The sequence below is a fragment of the Janthinobacterium sp. GW456P genome, from assembly GCF_002127655.1.
GTDB lineage: Bacteria > Pseudomonadota > Gammaproteobacteria > Burkholderiales > Burkholderiaceae_D > Janthinobacterium.
On record NZ_NEHB01000044.1, the window covers coordinates 1 to 16,968 of the forward strand.

A 16,968-nucleotide genomic window follows, 5' to 3' on the forward strand; every position below is an offset into this window, starting at 1 on the left:
CGAACTGCTGCGGCGCCGGCCCGACCTGATCGCCGCCGAACGGCGCCTGGCCGCCGCCAGCGCGCGCACCGGTGCGGCCGTTGCCGAGTACTACCCGAAACTGAGCCTGGGCGCCCTGCTGGGCAGCGCCACGGCAGGCGGCGCCCTGTTCGGCAGCGGCTCCGGCCAGGCCGCCGGCATGCTGGGCCTGCGCTGGCGCCTGTTCGATTTCGGCCGCATCGACGCGCAGATCGAGGCTTCGCGCGGCCAGGAAGCCGAGCTGCTGGCGGCCTACCGGCTCGCGGCGCTGCATGCCGCCGAAGACGTGGAAAACGCCGGCTCGGCCCTGCTGCGCCACGAAGAGCAAGCTAGTTTACTGGCGCAAAGCGTGGAATCGCTCGAGCGCGCCCGTGCCGCCTCGCTGGCCGCCTACGAAAAAGGCGTGGTCAGCCGCCTTGACGTGCTGCAGGCCGACTCCCGCCTGCTGCGCGCAGCAGACGCGCGCGAACAGGCGCAAACGGCGTCTGCGCGCGCTGCTGTCGCCACCTACCGGGCGCTGGGCGGCGGCTGGCAGGCGCCGCAGGCCGACATGCAGGCGATGGCCGCCAGGTAAATGCGGACGGCAGCCATACCCGTTCCACCGCTGTCTGGCGCTGGCGAAAATCCGCGCGCGACCGGATGCGCGCAGCATCGAAATCTGCCACAAGCCAGGCAATGCCAACGCGAAACAGTTCTATGCCAGCATGGGCTTCTTGGAAAAAGCATGGATGCCGATGGCAATGACATGCTGGCCGTGATCGAACCAATCTAGCTGCCTGGCGCCGCGCCCGCATCAGCCCTGGCATCGAAGGCCAGCCGCGCCGCATCGATGGCGTCGCGGTGGCCGTAGGCCCAGGCGCCCAGCGCGCTGATGGGGATCAATAGCGAACGCCCCAGGTCCGTCAAGGCGTAATCGACGCGGGGCGGCACCGTGGGAAACACCGTGCGCGTCACAAGGCCGTCGCGCTCAAGACCGCGCAGGGTCAATGTCAGCATGCGCTGCGAGATGCCGCCGATCAGGCGGCGCATTTCGTTGAAGCGCTTGGTGCCATTGCCCAGCAACATCACCACCATCACGCTCCATTTGTCGCCCACGCGGGTCAGGATGTCCGTGATCGGGCGGCACGCGTCCGCCACGCCCGCATGGCCGCCATGGTCGCGCATGCGCTTTTCCAGCTCGGCCCCGCGCGCGGCCACCTCGCCCATAGTCACATCCGTGTGCCCCAGTGTGGAAAAAGTGCCTTCTTGTGCGTTCATTTGATAGTCACTATATTTAACCCGGTTACAAAAAAATACCACCCGATCATACCATCCAAGAAGGCAAGCATGAACATCCTGCATATCGATTCCAGCATCCTTGGCGAGCATTCCGTCAGCCGCCAACTGACCGCCGCCATCGCCGCCCGCCTGCAAGCGGCCGCGCCCGGCGCCACCGTCCACTACCGCGACCTGGCCGCCCAGCCCTTGCCGCAATTTACGGCCGCCCCCGGCGCCGCCGACGGGGCAATCCTTGCCGCCGCGCTGGACCAAGTACTGGCCGCCGACGTCATCGTCATCGGCGCGCCCATGTACAACTTCGCCATTCCCAGCCAGCTCAAATCGTGGCTCGACGCGCTGGCCGTGCCCGGCAAGACCTTCCAGTACGGCGCCCACGGCCCGGAAGGCTTGCTGGGCGCCAAGCGCGTGATCATCGCCTCGACGCGCGGCGGCTACTATGGCGCCGACACGCCGCTGGCCGCTCTGGAACACCAGGAAAGCCATCTGCGCGCCTTCCTCGGCTTCCTCGGCATCGAGCAGATCGAGATCGTGCGCGCTGAAGGCGTCAAGGTCAGCGACGCAGCCAGGGCGCAGGCGCTGACGGCGGCCTTCGAGCAGATCGGCGCGCTGCAGGCAGCATAGGTTCAGCTTGATTATCTGGCTGCGGCGGAAACTGTTTCGGCGCAGCCAGGCTGGGCATCGCGGACAGGAACGGGCAAACTACGCCAAGCTGCACCCGCCCCCCCACTTTACAAGGACCACCATGACCCTGATCATCGTCGCCACCATCGATGCCCAAGCCCAACATACGGATGCCGTGCGCGCCGCGCTGGAAGCCGTCGTGCCGCCCAGCCGCGCGGAAAGCGCCTGCCTGCGCTACGAGCTGCACCTCGACAACAAGATTCCCACGCGCTTCATCATGCTGGAAGAATGGATGGACAAGGCAGCCCACACGGCGCATGAAGCGACGCCCCACTTCAAGACCCTGGTCGCCGCCGTGGGCGACAAGGTCGTCAACATCGACATAGCGGAATTGAGCAAGCTGAAGTAACAACCGGCGCGCTGCGCAAGCGCGCGGCCATCTTGGCAAGTTGCCATCTATAATGTGGCAACTTTTCTTTATGGCCATCATGATTCCATTTTCCTGCATACGCGCCGCCGCAGCGGCAGCCGCCCTGACTCTCTGCGCCAGCGCCTCCGCGCAAGCGCCCATGCCCAATCTGACGGGCGAATACAATCTGCTCTCGTCAAAGACCGTGCCGCCCAGCAACTGGGGCTATTCCAAGGGCCGTATTTCGATCAAGCAGCTCGATGAGCGTCACTTGCTGATCCTGCTCGCCTGCGAATGGAAACGCGAACCGAAGGCCGTCTGCGGCGATTATTACTATGCCCAGTGGCGCGACAATGGCCTGTATCTGCAGGACATGAATACCTTCGCCATGCGCCTGTACTTCGATCCCGCCACGCGCAAGCTCACCATCATTTCGCGCGGCGCCGACGCCAAGCAAAGCGTGCGGCATGAAGTCTTCGGCGCGACGACCGAGCCGCTCGTCGACCCCGCGCTGGTGCGGCGCATGAAGCGCGAAACGTCGAATGCCGACAGCAAGGAAAACCGCCGCGTGTTCGGCCCCTACACCAAGTGGGACTACCAGGAAAACCGCATCGAATTCCAGCGCCAGGACTTGACCGCGCCGTGATGCCACGCCTGATCCAGCCCCTGCGCCGCCAGCTGCTGCGCCTCGCCGGCATTCTGCTGTGCTCGCCCGTGCTCGCGCGCGCGGCAGACAACGGCCTGCCCCGCGCCGTGCGCCAGCGCATCCTGACCACCCTGGACGCGCCGCTGCCCAAGGTGCTCAATGTGCACCATCTGGCGCTGATACGGCGTTTCAATATCGGCTGGTCGCCCGTGGAAAGCGGCGCGCCCATGCTCAATCCGGCCTATCCGCTGGGAAAAGGCGATACGCTGGCACTGGCCATGCAGGCCATCGCCAGCAAGGATGCGGCGCTGGCCGCGCAGCGCCTGATGGAAGCGGCCTTGCTGCTGCCCCACTTCGTACAGATGGCAAATCTGAAACCGGGCAGCTATGCCTACGGCAAGGCGTCGTTCACGTTGACCACCCGGCATCTGATAGTGCTGCGCCAGCAGTCGTGGCTATCGCTGGAAATGCTGGGCATGGGCGCGGAAGATTACCTGGCCGAAGGCTATTGGCCCACGCCGTCCGTCGACGGCAAGCGGCCGTATGGCGATTTTACGAATTATCCGGTGGAAATGGCACAGGCGCTGGGCCTGCCCGTGCACCACCAGGCGGACGGCAGCCTGACCATCACACCCATGTTGCGCACGGAACTGGAAGCACTGCACCAGCAGACCATGCCCGCGCTGCAGGTGTTCGTGCGGGAAGCGGGCTTGCGGCGCAATACCGTCTAGGCGTATCGCCTGCCCCATTACCCTGTCTTACAGCGCATCGAGCCTGGCCAGCATGGCGGCCGCCTGCTGCCGGAAAGCGGCGATTGTTTCCGCGTCCATCTTCTCCAGCTGGCGGTATGCCATGCCGATGCGGGGATTGCGTTCCAGGGTGGCTGCATTGCGGTGGAAAAAATCCCAGTACAGCGCATTGAAGGGGCAGGCGCGCTCGCCGATGCGCGCCTTCTTGTCGTAATGGCAGCCTTTGCAGTAATCGCCCATGCGGTCGATATACGCGGCGCTGGAGACGTACGGCTTGGTGGCCAGCAGCCCGCCATCGGCGAACTGGCTCATGCCGACGGTATTGGGCAGCTCCACCCATTCGAAGGCGTCGATATAAATGCCCAGGTACCAGCCGTGGACCTCGGCCGGATCGAGGCCGGCGAGCAGCGCGAAGTTGCCGATCACCATCAGGCGCTGGATATGATGCGCATGCGCCTGTTCCAGCGACTGGGTAATCGCCGTTGACACACACTGCATCTTCGTCTTGCCATCCCAGAACCATGCGGGCAGCGGGCGTGTGTGGCCAAAGAAATTCTTCTCGGCGTACCCGGGCATATGCGCCCAGTAGACGCCGCGCACGTATTCGCGCCAGCCCAGGATCTGGCGGATGAAGCCCTCGACCGCGGCCAGCGGCGCATGGCCGGCCTGATACGCGGCCTGCGCCCTGTCAACGACTTCGCGCGGGTTGAGCATTTTGACGTTCAGCGCAAACGACAGCAGGGAATGAAACAGACGCCACGCCTTGCTGCTCATCGCATCCTGGAAGTCGCCGAAATACGGCAAGGCCCGCTCGATGAAGGCGTCGAGCTGCCGCAGCGCCTCCTCCCGGTTCAGCGCCCATGGCAGGCGGTCGGCATGGGGTGCGCCAAAGCTCTTCACGCCAGCGGCGACGATGCTTTGCCATAGCGCGGAATGGTCATGCACGGTGCGCGGGTCTGGTGGTTCGGCGGGCGTGCCGCGCCAGGGCTTGCGATTGTCGTGATCGAAGTTCCACTGGCCGCCAACGGGGTTTTTCGCGTCTTCCATCAACACCCGGTGCGTGCTGCGCATCTGGCGGTAGAAAAACTCCATCAGCCATTGCTTGCGACCGGCGAAAATATCGGCCGCCTCGTGGCGGGCCGTATAGAAATGCTCGCTGTCGACCATCCGCCACGGAATGGCCGAGCGTCGTCCGGCCTCATATAGCTGCTGGTCGAGCCGCCATTCGTCGGGCGCTTGGTATTCGACGGCGGCGGCGCCATGGCGGGCAATCAGCGCTTCGATATTCTCCGGCAGCGAGCGCGCGCTGTCCGCGTCGCCGATGGCGATGTAATGCACCGTGTGGCCGAGCTGGCGCAGCTGGCGTGCAAAGTCGCGCATGGCGGCGAAGATCGCGAGGATTTTCTGCGCATGATGCAGCACATAATCGGTTTCCTGCCGCACTTCCATCATGACGTAGATGGTGGCGTCATCGACCTCGGTGTACCAGCGGTGCTGTGCATTGAGCTGGTCGCCGAGTATCAGGCGCAATATGGGCGTCGGTGTAGTCATGGTTATTCTTTGCAATGCGTAAATGCGCGGCGGCGGCGCTTATCCTTGCGGCGCCGGCTGTGGTGCAGGCGCCGGCACCGGCGTAGCTTCCGGCACCGCCTTGCCATGCGCTTCCTGTCCGCCCTCGCCTTCGGGCGGCATGGCCAGCGGCGCGGCCGGCGCGCCTTCCGGCAGCAGATCGCCCGGCTCTTCCACCGGTTCATCCTGCGGTTCCTCGACGGGTTCCACATGGCGCAGCGGCGGCGGTGGCTTGCCGCCGGGGAAGATGGCGTCGCGCGACAGCTTGCCCGTATCGAGCGCCGTCTTGAAGAAGTCGCCCACCACCAGCACGGCGTTATGGCCGCCCTGGCCCCAGTAATTGCTGCGCATGGTGACGCGCGCGTCATTGAAACCGACCCAGGCGCCACCGACCAGTTCCGGGTGCATCAGGATGAACCAGCCGTCCGCATTGTTTTGCGTGGTGCCGCTCTTGCCGGCCACGTCGGAACGGATGCCGAAGCGGCTGCGGATGGCCGTGCCCGTGCCGCGGTCGATCACGCCACGCATCATGTCTGTCAGGGTGGCGGCCGATGCGGCTTGCATGGCGCGCTTGGGCTTGTCTTCGCCGAAGCGGGCGATGACTTTGCCTTCGCGGTCCGTGATGTGCGTGACGACGAACGGCAAACGGGCTTCGCCCTGGGCCGCGATGCTGGCGTAGGCGTTGACCATTTCCAATAAAGTGACGGGACTGGTGCCCAGCGCCAGCGACGGCACTTTTTCCAGCTTGCTGTCGCGGATACCGAGCGCGCGCGCCAGCTTGATGATCGGCGGCAAGCCGACATCCTGCATCACTTGCGCCGTGATGGTGTTTTTCGAAAACACGAGGCCATCGCGCATGGTCATGTCGCGGCCCGTGGTGCCGCTCATGTCCGTCGGGCGCCATTTCGTGCCATCGGACGCCTTGATATCCATCACTTCATCGCGGTAGACGTGGTCAGGGCTTAAACCCTTTTCCAGCGCCGCGCCATACACGATGGGCTTGAAGGTGGAACCGGGCTGGCGCGCCGCCTGCGATACGTGGTCGAACTGTTCACGCGCGAAGTCGCGGCTGCCCACCCAGGCGCGCACGGCGCCCGTGGCCGGGTCCATCGCGGCAAAGCCCGCTTCCAGCCGCGTCTTCGACTTGCGCAGGGCCGCCATGAAGGCGCGGTCGCCCTTCAGCTGCGCCAGCGCGGCCTCGGGCGTGCTGCCTGCCGCCGTCAGCTTGCGGTAGTCGCCGGACTCGCGCACGAAGGCGTCGAGCAGGGCCGGATGCGATTTCCAGAAGTAGTCGAAGGCCACGCTGCCGCCCTGCATGCCCGCGTACATGCCCGTCGAGGTGGACGACGGCACGCCGGCGCGGCTCCATTCCACGTCGGCGATCGCCTGCAAGGCATTCGCCTGGCGCTCGACGGCGCGCTCGGCCGCCTGCTGCAAATCGTGGTCGAGCGTGGTATGCACCACCAGCGCGTCGAGTTCCAGGTTGTAGTCGTTTTCGTCGGCCCACTCGATCAGCCACTTGCGCACATAGGCCGTGAAGTGGCTGTCCGACTGCGCCCGCTCGCTCTGGCGCTCGAAATGCAGGCGCAGCGGGCGCTTGATCAGCTGTTTGTAGCGCGCCTCGTCAATGACGTCGTGCTTGCGCATCTGCCCCAGTACCACATTGCGGCGCTGCAAGGAACGTTCGGGATTGCCGACAGGATTGTAGTAATTCGTACCCTTGAGCATGCCGACCAGGGTGGCGCTTTCCAGAATGTCGAGGCGCGAGGCGGGCTTGTCGAAGTAGGTGCGGGCCGCCATTTCGATGCCGTAGGTGTTGTACAGGAAAGGGACGGTGTTCAAATACGCTTCCAAGATTTCCGTCTTGCTGTAGGTGGCCTCGATTTTCAGGGCCGTGATGAGTTCCTTCAGCTTGCGGTTGAGGCTGCGCGAACGGCCAATTTCCTCGGGGAACATATTGCGCGCCAGCTGCTGCGTGATGGTGGAACCGCCCTGCGGATTGCCGCCCGCCGTGTGCAGGATGGCGCCCGCCGTGCGCGTGAAATCGACACCGTGGTGTGCGTAGAAACGGTGGTCTTCCGTCGAGATCAAGGCACTGATCACGTTCGGCGAAATCTGTTTTAAGGTGACCCGTTCCTGCAAGCCCTGGTCGAAGCGGGCCAGTTCCTTGCCATCGGCGCTGACCATGGTGGTCGGCGCGGCCGCGCGCGCCTGGCGCAAGTCGTGGATGCTCGGTGTCAGGGGAATCAGCAGCAGCATGTACAAGATCAGCAGCGCCAGCAGGGCCAAAAACGACCATAGCGCCAGCACCAGCGCGCGCCGCACGGGCGGCAGGGTCATCAAGTGCGCGTGACCGCGCCGGTACAACGCCACAGCCTTGACCCACGCCACTCCCGCCACGCGAACGAGCTGCGCGCGCGCCCATATGAACGCCTGCCGTGCTTTTTCCTGAAACCGCTCCATGCCTGATGCCATGCTTCTAACCTTGTCTGATGCCGGATTATCCGTTTCAGCAAGTATATAGGGCGGGCAAGCAAGCGGGCCGGAATTTACGCCAGGCAAGCATCGAGGCGCGCCAACGTGACGCCGACATACGCGCCCACGCAGCGCGCGTCGTGCGTGGTAAACGGATTTTCCAGCTGCAGCAGGCCGCAGTCGCAGACGACGGGATCGACCTGGGTGACGACGCCCAGCGCCAGGTAGCGCCAGCCATCGAGGCGCAGCAGGCGCTTTTCCTGGCCGGGATTGGCGCGGAAGATGGCGTCCCAGTCGTCCATTTCGCTGGCCATGGGCCACAGTTCGAGCTGGACTTGCGTGCCGGCGGCCAGTTGCCCGCCGCCGAACTCGTCCATCACATGCAGGCGCTGGCCGGCCACCTCAATGACCGCTTCCAGGTAATCGCCCCCGGTGGCGATGAAGGTGGCGGCGACGATGCTGGCCGTCACTTCTGCGCCTGCTCCAGCAGGGCCGGCAATTCTTTCAGCATGGCTGCGCGCGTGCGCAAGCCTGCGGACTGCTGGCCCTTCTGCTCATCCTGCACCAGGCGCGCGAAGACGATGCTGCGCCCGCCCTTGCTGGCCCAGCCCACGAACCAGCCGTAACCGTGCGCTTCGTCGAAGCTGCCGTCGGCCTTGCGCGGGAAGGCGGCTCCCGTCTTGCCATGCACTTGCCAGCCGTCCACATCAGCCAGGAGGGTCAGACGCCGCGTCTGCTCCATCGCCTGTTTGGTGACGGGCAATTGATCGTTGACCAGCTTGCGCAAGAAACCCAGCTGTTCCAGCGGAGATATCTTCAGCGAAGAGCTGATCCACGAGCGCTCCAGGCTGTTGTCCTTGCCCGGGTCGCCCGACACATCCGCATTGCCATAGCGCAAAGCCTTGGCGTATTTCTGGAAGCGCTCGGCGCCCAGTGCCTGCGTGATCTGCTGCGAATACCAGACGACGGAATACTGCATCCAGCGCGACGGGTCGGTATCCTGGCGCCACGCTTCGCCGCCCCAGTCCACATAGCCCTGGCGGAATGGCAGGCTGGGCTTGTGCTCGTCCTTGAGGAAGCCGGCGTCATAGCCCATCAGACTGAGGGCGATCTTGAACGTGGACGCGGGGGTAACGCGGTCGATGCAATTACCCTCCTGCAGCAGGACGGCGCCCGTTTTGGCGTCGGCCATGGCGGTGCAGATGGTGGCGGCCTGAGCTGGCGAGGCGGCCAGCACGGCGCCTGTCAGGCCGAGGATGAACGGGAAGAATGCGCGATATTTCATGGGCCTCCGGGGTTGGGGGAGAAGGACAAAGCGAAATTGTACCGGGCGGCGCGGCGCGATGCCAGCGCTGATACAGCGCGTGCGCTAGCGCGCCGCCGGCGCGCCCGGCTGGCGCTCGCGCTTCAGATGTTCCCTCTTCAGGCGCTCCTCCTCCAGCTCGTCCATGCCCAGCTTTTCCTCGTCGATCAGCGCATGCTCGCGCCGCTCGCGCTCCAGTTCCTCTTCCAGGCTGTCTTCGCCAGGGTCCTGCGTGATGTTCTCCGGCATGCGGTCTTCCTCCACGGTGGTTGAGTGAAAAGCTCAGGCAAGCTGGCCCGCCTGCGCCACGGCATCGTGCGGATGCAGGCTTTCCATATGCCGTACGGTAACACGCGCCTGCGCATAATGCGGCGCCAGCGCCGCCTGCACGCGACGGGCCGCGTCTTCCACATACGTCAGATTAGCACCATTGAGGCGCGCGAACGCCTGTTCGTCGGCCCGCTTCACGGCCGTCTGCAAGGGCGTCGCCAGCGCGGCCTCCGCCAGGTCGATCAGGGGAAACAGCTCCAGTTCCGCCTGTTCCTCCAATGACAAGGTGACCGTCGCCGTGCTGCGCTGGCTGTGCGGCGTGGCCAGGCTCGCATGCTCCTGCAGCCAGGCGTGCGCGGCGGCGCCGTCGATGCCGCCCGCACCGAACCGCGCCGCAAAGGCATCGGCCAGCAGCTGCCGCGCCAGCGCCGCAGAACAGGGACAGGTCGACGAATAGCCGATCTCCACCGTCAGGGACAGCGCAAAGCCCTGCGGCGAGCAGCTGGCCTGCAGGCGCACAGGATACGATTTCCAGCCCGACAGCCCCGCCGTCAGCAGCGCCGGCTGGCGCCGCAGCAACGGAAACGCCAGCGCCAGGCGCGCCTGCGTGCTGCCGCAATCGGCGTGGCTGTCCACCATGCGCCGCAACACGGCGGCCAGCGCACCGGCATCGAGCGGCTGCGCGGCGGCAAACGCATCGAGCAGCAGATACAGGCGCGACATGTGAATGCCTTTCACTTGCGGGTCGGGCAGATCGACCTGCACGTCGGCCCAGGCATGTACTTGCTGCGCCTGCCCGCCCTCTTCCAGCCACAGCGGCAAGGCGATGCCCTGCATGCCCACCCATTCGAGCGGCAAGGGACTGCCCAGATGAGGGCCAGCCGCCACGTCGGGCAAGGGCGAAGAAAGGGAATCGCGCTTCATATCATGGCTCCATATGCAAACAAGCTGCATATCATGCAGAAAAGCCGACGTATTTGCAAGTATCTTGCATTAACGGGCTACCATCATTCTTCTTGACTGACTAACACATGTCAGATAATGTTGACACATGACAGATACAAATACACCCCTCCCCAGCGGCGAGCGCTTGCTGGCCATGCTGGCGGCGCTCGACAATCCGCACCGGCTGCGCATCATCGCGGCCCTGGCCAATGGCGGGCGCAACTACATCAGCCAGCTGGCGCGCGACCTGGGCATCAGCCGGCCCCTGCTGCATTTGCACCTGCAAAAGCTGGAGCATGCGGGACTGGTCACCAGCCAGCTGGAGCTGTCGCACGACGGCAAGGCCCTCAATTACTTCGAGGCCAGCCCATTTGAATTGCTGCTGACGCCGGCCAGCATTGCCGCGGCGGCGTCTTCGCTCACCCACAACCCGGATCAATCCTGAACTGTAGAGGTCATCATGTCTGAAAATATCTTCTTCGCCGCCTTCTTCTTCCCCTGCACGGCCGCCGTCATCATCTTCGCTCTCAAATATACGTCCGGCATCGTGCAGGCGCGCGCCCGGCTGGCGCAGGACGGCGCCTACCAGGAACTGGCCAGGTCCATGGCCGCCGCGCAGATGGAAACGGCTGCGTCGCTGGCCGCGCTGAACGACTCGGTGGCGCAGATCCAGGCACGCCTGGGCAGCCTGGAAACGATACTCAAGGAAGTCGAGTAAACCTTTCATAGCCACCCCGCGACCAGGAGACCGCACCATGAATACCGTATCGACCGCCCGTCTGTATGCGCTGCGCGCCATGTATCTGCTGGTTGTCCTGGGGCTGGGCAGCGTGCTGTGGCCCGGCATCGTCACGCCGCACGCGCCGTGGGAACTGGCGCGGGGCACCGTCAACTGCATGCTGGCCGCGTTTTCGCTGCTATGTTTGCTGGGCTTGCGCTATCCGCTGCAGATGCTGCCCCTGCTGCTGTGGGAGGCGCTGTGGAAGACCATCTGGCTGCTGCTCGTACCGCTGCCGCAATGGCTGCACGGCCAGATCGATCCCGCCACCGCGGCAACCGCGTTTGAATGCGCGTTCGTGGTGCTGGTCTACCTGGCCATTCCGTGGCGTTATGTCCATGCGCACTACGTCCTCAAGCCGGCCACGCCGGGGCGCCAGCTCAGGCAGCCTTGCGAAACGTCAGATTGATGCGCTGCGCGCCCAGCAGCGCGTGTTCGCCCTCTTTCAGCGGCGCCACGCCATGGAAGCGCAGGCGGTCGGCGCCGCCCCACACCACCACGTCGCCATGCAGCAGCGCGATGCGCGCCGCCTTGTCGCCGCGCTCGGCGCCGCCGAACAAAAAGGTGGCGGGCAAACCGAGCGAGACGGAAACGATGGGCGCGTTGAAATCGCATTCGTCGCGGTCCTGGTGCAGGGCCATGCGCGCACCGGGCGCATAGCGGTTGATGAGGCAGGCGTCGGGAGCGAAGCCCGGATAGCCGGCCGCCAGCGCCGCCTCCCGCGCCAGGCGCAGGAATACGGGCGGCATGGGCGGCCAGGGCACGCCGCTGGCGGGATCGAGCCGCGCATAGCGGTAGCCGCGCCCATCCGTGACCCAGCCCAGGGCACCGCAATTGCTCATGGCCACGGACATGCGCAAACCGCCCGGCGTGGCCATGTGGCGCAGGGGCGCGGCCAGCACGATGGCGTCCAGCGCCGGCAGCAGCTCGGGCAGATACGGCAGCGCAAAACGGCGCAGCAGGACCGACGCGGACGAGCCGGGCACCAGCGGCACCGGTCCGGCCGGGACGTCGTCCTCATCGGCAAACAGGGACAGGTTCATGCCGCCTATTTTAGCCGCATTACACAAAAAGCCCCCATGCTGCGCTACAGTAGCGCTTCCAGCCACTCCCACCCGCCTCCACGATGGATCATTACGCCGATTTGCTGCACACCCTCGCGCAACAGGAAGAATCCCTGCAATTCGAACGCTTCGACAACGATGCGGCGCTGGCCGTGGGCCTGTGGATCGTCGAAGAAGTGCGCAAGCGGGGCAAGGCCGTCACCGTCAACATCATGCGCAACGGCCAGGTCCTGTTCCACCACGCCATGACGGGCGCCACGGCGGACCAGGCCGACTGGATACGCCGCAAGAACAATACGGTGCAGCGCTTTTGCCGCAGCTCCTACTACATGGGCATCTCGTATAAAAGCCGCGGCAGCACCTTCGAAGACGTGAAATACCTCGACGACGTCGAGTACGCGGGTCACGGCGGCGCCTTCCCCCTGCTGATACGCGGCGTGGGACTGGTCGGCACGGTCACCGTGTCCGGCCTGGCGCAGGCGGACGACCACGCGCTGGTGGTGGCCGCCCTGCAGGCGCAGCTGGACACGCAGCTGAACAGATAATCAGGCTGCCAGCGCCCGGCGCAAGGCCGCGCGCGCCAGCAGGCGCGTCGAGTCCAGGGTCGGCAGCGGCGAATTGGCGTCGCTGATGATCAGCGGGATTTCCGTGCAGCCGAGGATGACGGCGTCGCAGCCCTGCTCGCGCAAGCCGCCGATGATGGCCTGGAAGCGCGCCACGCTGTCCGGCTTGACCACACCCGGCACCAGTTCTTCCATGATGATGCGGTTGATTTCGCTGCGCTCGTCTTCGCCCGGCCGCACGCAATCGATGCCGCGCACCGCCAGCTTGTCCGGATACACGGCGCTGTCGACCAGCCAGCGCGTGCCCGTCAAGCCCACGCGCTGGCAGCCGCGCGCCGCCGCCTCGCTGGCCACCACGTCGGCGATATGCAGCCAGGGCAGCGGCGAACGGGGCGCCATCATGTCGAATGCCTGGTGGATGGTGTTGTCGGGGCAGATCAGGAAATCGGCGCCCGCCGCCGCCAGCTTGTGCGCCGACGCCAGCATCAGTTCGGCCACGCCGGCCAGGTCGCCCGCATTCAGGCAAGCCACATAGCGCGCCAGCGGCGGCGTGTGCAGCGTCACTTCCGGATGTTCATACGCCCCCAGCGCATGCGCGCCCTCTTCGCAAATCGTGCGGTAGCACAGGGCCGCGCCTTCGGCCGAGCAGCCGACGATGCCGATATGTTTGCTCATGATTCTCCTCCTGGATTAAATACGCTGGCCGCCGTCGATGGGAATTTCCGCGCCCGTGATATACGAGGCGCGCTCGCTGCACAGGAATTCCACCAGATCCGCCACTTCGGCCGTCGTGCCCAGGCGGCGCAGGGGGATTTGCGTGTCGACGATGTGCGAAGTGCCCGGCGATAAAATCGCCGTGTCGATCTCGCCCGGCGCGATGGCATTCACGCGCACGTTCAAAGGCGCCATGTCGTTGGCCATTTCGCGTGTCAGCGAGGCCAGCGCCGCCTTCGAACTGGCGTAGGCCGAACCCGCAAACGGGTGCACGCGGTAGCCTGCGATCGAGCACAGGTTCACGACGGAGCCGTGCGCGTTCGACAATTCCTGCGCAAAGCCGCGCGTCAGGGCCAGCGGCGCAAAGAAATTCGTGTTGTACATTTCCTGCCACGTCCGCATGTCGGTGGTGAGCGAATTGACGCGCGAACCGCCCGGCCCCTTCGGCGACACGCCGGCGTTGTTCACCAGCGCGTGCAACTTCGAGTCGCCCAGCATGGGGCGCAAGGTGTCGACCATCTGCCCGATCTGGCTCAGGTCCGACAGATCCATGCACACATGCGTGTTGTGCTCCTGGGCGCGCGGACAGCCGCCCGGTATCGGGCTGCGCGAGACGGTGATGACCCGCCAGCCCAGGCTGCGGAAGCGTTCGGCCACGGCGTGGCCGATGCCGCGGCTGGCGCCCGTGACGATGGCGGTTTTCTGTTCAGTATTATGCGTGTTCTGCGTCATGTGCTTCCTCGTCTGGTTGTGTTGCGCCGGCGTGGATGCGCTCCTGGCGCATCACATACGCCAGCATCTGCGTGCCGCCGTCGAGAATGTCCTGTTCGATGGCGCGCCGCGCGGCCGCGCCGTCGCGCTGGCGCAGCGCCGTTATGATGGCGCGGTGGTGGCCGACACGCATATCGGGCGTAAAGGCCGCATAGCCGGCGGCGATCAGCGGCGCCGTCTGCATCCAAAGATGGTCGACGAAGCGTTTTAACGTCGGCATGCCGGCCGCCTGCGCCAGGCCCAGGTGAAATGCCTGGTTGCATTGCAGGGCCGCCGGCAAATCGTGCCGCGCAATCGCCTCTTCGTTCGCCTGCAGCAGGCGCTCCAGCTCGGCCAGGGTGGCGGCGTCGATGCGCTGCGCCGCCTCGAACGCGCCCAGCCCTTCCAGTTCCAGCCGCAGCGCGCGGATTTCCAAGTAGCGCGCCACGCCGAGCACGGGCACGCGGAAGTCGCGCGCCGAGCGCAGCACCAGCGTCTCTTCCTGCACCAGCTGCAGCATGGCGTCGCGCACGGGCGTGACGCTGGTGCCCAGCTGCAGCGCCAGTTCGCGGATGCGCAGCCGGTCGTTCGGCTGGTAGCGCCCGGCCGCCAGCGCCTCGCGCAGCATCGCGTACACGGACTTGCCCAGGTTGACGTGCGCGAGGCTGTCCAATTGGTGGTTCATGCGTATTTTTGATCTTTTGAAATTATGATGCATCATACATCAATGTGAAAAACAGTGTTTTTTCAGGCGTGCGCCGCAGACAGGACACGCCGCAAGCACGTACAATCAGCCGCCACCGCATCGAAAGGAGCGCTCTTGAACTGGGATTATCCGCACGCCCATACCCTGCCCGTCACGCCGGAAGCGGGCGACATCGACGGCTTGCAACACACCAACAACGCCGTCTACGTGCGCTGGTGCGAGCATATCGCCTGGCACCACTCGGCCACCCTGGGGCTGGACCTCGACGATTACCGGCGCCTGGACCGGGCCATGGCGATCCGCCGCGGCGAATACGACTACCTGCTGCCCACCAAGGCGGGGGAAGCGCTGACCCTGGCCACCTGGCTGTGCGCCAGCGACGGGCGTTCCAGCATGGAGCGGCGCTTCCAGCTGATCCGAGACAGCGACGCCGCCACGGTCGTGCGCGGCCGCTGGGACCTGATCTGCATCGAATTGAGCAGCGGCCGCGCGCGCCGCCTGCCGCCCGAGTTCCTGGCCGTGTACGAACCGGCCATCGTCGCGGCTGCCACGTAAAGTGTCGCGCGGGCCGCCGTTTTGCGCGCCGTTCGGCGAAGATGCGGGGCGTTTCCTGTGCCTCCGCAGTGCAACATGCATTTCGCTCCTGCTTTGCCCGTGCATGCTTTAGAATCAGCGACCTCAGCCCCGTAAAAACAGGATAAAACATATGACGGCAGTCGGGAATACCGAACCACAAGAGCTCAAGCGCGGCCTGAAAAGCCGCCACATCCAGCTCATCGCCCTGGGCGGCGCCATCGGCACCGGCCTGTTTCTGGGCATCGCGCAAACCATCAAGATGGCCGGCCCTTCCGTGCTGCTCGGCTATGGCATCGCCGGCGTCATCGCCTTTCTGATCATGCGCCAGCTGGGCGAGATGGTGGTCGACGAACCCGTCGCCGGCTCCTTCAGCTATTTCGCCGACAAATACTGCGGCCATCTGCCCGGCTTCCTGTCGGGCTGGAATTACTGGGTGCTGTATGTGCTCGTCAGCATGGTCGAACTGACGGCCGTCGGCATCTACGTGCAGTACTGGTGGCCGGACGTGCCCACCTGGGTCTCGGCGCTGGTGTTCTTTTGCGTCATCAACGCCATCAGCCTGCTGAACGTCAAGGCATTTGGCGAAATGGAATTCTGGTTCGCCATCATCAAGGTCGTCGCCATCATCGGCATGATCGTCTTCGGCGCCTACCTGCTCGCTTCCGGCGACGCGGGTCCGCAGGCGTCGGTGGCCAACCTGTGGCAGCACGGCGGCTTCTTCCCGAATGGCTGGCAAGGGCTGGTGATGGCCATGGCCGTCATCATGTTTTCGTTCGGCGGCCTGGAACTGGTGGGCATCACGGCGGCCGAGGCGGACGACCCCAGCACGACGATTCCCCGCGCCACCAACCAGGCCATCTACCGCATCCTGATCTTTTACATCGGCGCGCTGGGCATCTTGCTGTCCCTGTACCCATGGCAAAACGTCGTCACCGGCGGCAGCCCTTTTGTCCTGATCTTCCATGCGCTCGACAGCAACCTGGTGGCCACAGCCCTGAACGTGGTGGTGCTGACGGCGGCACTGTCCGTGTATAACAGCGGCGTGTACTGCAACACGCGCATGCTGTTCGGCCTGGCGAAACAGGGAAATGCGCCGCGCGCGCTGCTGCAGCTGAACCGCCGCGGCGTGCCGCTGGCGGCCCTGGGCGTGTCGGCCCTGGCCACCGGCGCCTGCGTGGTGGTCAATTACCTCATGCCGGGCAAAGCATTCCAGGTATTGATGGGCTTGGTCGTCTCGGCCCTGATCATCAACTGGGCCATGATCAGCTGGATCCATCTGCGCTTCCGCGCGCAGAAAAAGGCCGAGGGCAAGACGACCCTGTTCCAGAGCCTGGGCTACCCGTTCACCAACTACCTGTGCCTGGTCTTCTTGGCCGGCATCCTGGTGATCATGTATCTGACGCCGGGCCTGCGCATCTCCGTCTACCTGATTCCCGTGTGGCTCGCCGCACTGGGCGTCGGCTACTGGATCAAGCAAAACAAGGCCAAGGCATAGGCTGTTTTGCGCCGCAGCCAGCCAAGCAACAAGCAAACA

At 65.1% G+C, this 16,968-nt stretch carries 22 protein-coding genes; 11 read left to right on the forward strand and 11 right to left on the reverse strand.

Annotation, left to right across the window (positions count from 1 at the left end; translation table 11 throughout):
- Positions 1 to 592 (forward strand): TolC family protein (locus CBW66_RS26560; protein ID WP_139843070.1); only part of this gene is annotated, 592 nt, incomplete at its 5' end.
- Positions 593 to 786: 194 nt separating this feature from the next.
- Here CBW66_RS26560 and CBW66_RS26565 read toward each other — a convergent pair.
- Positions 787 to 1,182 (reverse strand): helix-turn-helix domain-containing protein, encoded by a 396-nt coding sequence (locus CBW66_RS26565; RefSeq protein ID WP_086140679.1) that lies wholly within the window; start codon positions 1,180 to 1,182, stop codon positions 787 to 789.
- A gap of 162 nt (positions 1,183 to 1,344) precedes the next feature.
- Here CBW66_RS26565 and CBW66_RS26570 point away from each other — a divergent pair, with 162 nt between their 5' ends.
- The 4 genes from CBW66_RS26570 (at position 1,345) to CBW66_RS26585 (ending at position 3,703) form a co-directional block, all read left to right on the forward strand.
- Positions 1,345 to 1,917 carry an FMN-dependent NADH-azoreductase gene (locus CBW66_RS26570; RefSeq protein ID WP_086140643.1) on the forward strand — a complete coding sequence of 191 codons (573 nt, stop codon included), beginning with the start codon at positions 1,345 to 1,347 and terminating at the stop codon, positions 1,915 to 1,917.
- A gap of 121 nt (positions 1,918 to 2,038) precedes the next feature.
- The gene (locus CBW66_RS26575; protein WP_086140644.1) at positions 2,039 to 2,326 is read left to right on the forward strand and encodes a putative quinol monooxygenase; all 288 of its coding nucleotides are present in this window, start codon (positions 2,039 to 2,041) and stop codon (positions 2,324 to 2,326) included.
- Between the two features lie 79 nt (positions 2,327 to 2,405).
- Positions 2,406 to 2,972: a hypothetical protein gene (locus CBW66_RS26580; protein ID WP_086140680.1), complete on the forward strand. Its 567-nt coding sequence runs from the start codon at positions 2,406 to 2,408 to the stop codon at positions 2,970 to 2,972.
- A complete protein-coding gene (locus CBW66_RS26585; RefSeq protein WP_139841796.1) occupies positions 2,969 to 3,703 on the forward strand; it encodes a hypothetical protein in 735 nt (244 codons plus the stop codon). Before CBW66_RS26580 ends, CBW66_RS26585 begins: the two co-directional genes overlap by 4 nt.
- 27 nt (positions 3,704 to 3,730) lie before the next feature.
- Here CBW66_RS26585 and CBW66_RS26590 read toward each other — a convergent pair whose 3' ends face one another.
- The 6 genes from CBW66_RS26590 to folE2 form a co-directional block, all read right to left on the reverse strand.
- Positions 3,731 to 5,272, reverse strand: coding sequence for a cryptochrome/photolyase family protein (locus CBW66_RS26590; protein ID WP_086140646.1), 1,542 nt, complete (start codon positions 5,270 to 5,272; stop codon positions 3,731 to 3,733).
- A 39-nt stretch (positions 5,273 to 5,311) separates the two neighbouring features.
- Positions 5,312 to 7,765: a penicillin-binding protein 1A gene (locus CBW66_RS26595; RefSeq protein WP_086140647.1), complete on the reverse strand. Its 2,454-nt coding sequence runs from the start codon at positions 7,763 to 7,765 to the stop codon at positions 5,312 to 5,314.
- A 74-nt stretch (positions 7,766 to 7,839) separates the two neighbouring features.
- Positions 7,840 to 8,235, reverse strand: a complete 396-nt coding sequence (locus CBW66_RS26600; RefSeq protein WP_086140648.1) for a hypothetical protein — start codon at positions 8,233 to 8,235, stop codon at positions 7,840 to 7,842.
- Positions 8,232 to 9,050: a class D beta-lactamase gene (gene blaOXA, locus CBW66_RS26605; RefSeq protein WP_086140649.1), complete on the reverse strand. Its 819-nt coding sequence runs from the start codon at positions 9,048 to 9,050 to the stop codon at positions 8,232 to 8,234. Before blaOXA ends, CBW66_RS26600 begins: the two co-directional genes overlap by 4 nt.
- Positions 9,051 to 9,134: 84 nt before the next feature.
- Entirely contained in the window at positions 9,135 to 9,317 is a 183-nt protein-coding gene (locus CBW66_RS26610) for a hypothetical protein (RefSeq protein WP_086140650.1), read from the reverse strand.
- A 33-nt stretch (positions 9,318 to 9,350) separates the two neighbouring features.
- Positions 9,351 to 10,262, reverse strand: coding sequence for a GTP cyclohydrolase FolE2 (gene folE2 / locus CBW66_RS26615; RefSeq protein ID WP_086140651.1), 912 nt, complete (start codon positions 10,260 to 10,262; stop codon positions 9,351 to 9,353).
- 127 nt (positions 10,263 to 10,389) lie between these two features.
- On the opposite strand from folE2, the gene CBW66_RS26620 reads away from it, so the two are divergent.
- From CBW66_RS26620 to CBW66_RS26630, 3 genes are read left to right on the forward strand one after another with little or no spacing between them, the layout of a single operon-like run.
- Positions 10,390 to 10,728, forward strand: a complete 339-nt coding sequence (locus CBW66_RS26620; protein ID WP_086140652.1) for a winged helix-turn-helix domain-containing protein — start codon at positions 10,390 to 10,392, stop codon at positions 10,726 to 10,728.
- 15 nt (positions 10,729 to 10,743) lie between these two features.
- On the forward strand, positions 10,744 to 11,001 hold the full coding sequence (locus CBW66_RS26625; RefSeq protein WP_086140653.1) for a hypothetical protein: 258 nt from the start codon (positions 10,744 to 10,746) through the stop codon (positions 10,999 to 11,001).
- 37 nt (positions 11,002 to 11,038) lie between these two features.
- Positions 11,039 to 11,470 carry a hypothetical protein gene (locus CBW66_RS26630; protein ID WP_170933082.1) on the forward strand — a complete coding sequence of 144 codons (432 nt, stop codon included), beginning with the start codon at positions 11,039 to 11,041 and terminating at the stop codon, positions 11,468 to 11,470.
- On the opposite strand, the gene alkB is transcribed toward CBW66_RS26630, so the two are convergent.
- A complete protein-coding gene (gene alkB, locus CBW66_RS26635; protein WP_086140654.1) occupies positions 11,442 to 12,104 on the reverse strand; it encodes a DNA oxidative demethylase AlkB in 663 nt (220 codons plus the stop codon). The two genes, CBW66_RS26630 and alkB, sit on opposite strands and share 29 nt — an antisense overlap.
- 83 nt (positions 12,105 to 12,187) lie before the next feature.
- Here alkB and CBW66_RS26640 point away from each other — a divergent pair, with 83 nt between their 5' ends.
- Complete coding sequence (locus CBW66_RS26640) at positions 12,188 to 12,670, forward strand: heme-degrading domain-containing protein (protein ID WP_086140655.1); 483 nt, start codon at positions 12,188 to 12,190, stop codon at positions 12,668 to 12,670.
- Here the strand turns inward: CBW66_RS26640 and CBW66_RS26645 are convergent, their stop codons facing one another.
- Genes CBW66_RS26645 through CBW66_RS26655 form a run of 3 tightly spaced genes read right to left on the reverse strand, consistent with a single transcriptional unit; the run spans position 12,671 to position 14,837 of the window.
- Positions 12,671 to 13,363, reverse strand: coding sequence for an aspartate/glutamate racemase family protein (locus tag CBW66_RS26645; RefSeq protein WP_086140656.1), 693 nt, complete (start codon positions 13,361 to 13,363; stop codon positions 12,671 to 12,673). It lies immediately after the preceding gene.
- 15 nt (positions 13,364 to 13,378) lie between these two features.
- Positions 13,379 to 14,134 carry an SDR family NAD(P)-dependent oxidoreductase gene (locus tag CBW66_RS26650; protein ID WP_086140657.1) on the reverse strand — a complete coding sequence of 252 codons (756 nt, stop codon included), beginning with the start codon at positions 14,132 to 14,134 and terminating at the stop codon, positions 13,379 to 13,381.
- Positions 14,115 to 14,837 carry a GntR family transcriptional regulator gene (locus CBW66_RS26655; RefSeq protein ID WP_086140658.1) on the reverse strand — a complete coding sequence of 241 codons (723 nt, stop codon included), beginning with the start codon at positions 14,835 to 14,837 and terminating at the stop codon, positions 14,115 to 14,117. The genes CBW66_RS26650 and CBW66_RS26655 overlap by 20 nt, the downstream gene beginning before the upstream one ends.
- A 135-nt stretch (positions 14,838 to 14,972) precedes the next feature.
- Here CBW66_RS26655 and CBW66_RS26660 point away from each other — a divergent pair, with 135 nt between their 5' ends.
- Together CBW66_RS26660 and CBW66_RS26665 are read left to right on the forward strand one after the other, a co-directional pair.
- Positions 14,973 to 15,413 (forward strand): thioesterase family protein, encoded by a 441-nt coding sequence (locus CBW66_RS26660; protein WP_086140659.1) that lies wholly within the window; start codon positions 14,973 to 14,975, stop codon positions 15,411 to 15,413.
- Positions 15,414 to 15,564: 151 nt separating this feature from the next.
- The gene (locus tag CBW66_RS26665) at positions 15,565 to 16,929 is read left to right on the forward strand and encodes an amino acid permease (protein ID WP_086140660.1); all 1,365 of its coding nucleotides are present in this window, start codon (positions 15,565 to 15,567) and stop codon (positions 16,927 to 16,929) included.
- The last annotated feature ends 39 nt before the right edge of the window (positions 16,930 to 16,968 follow it).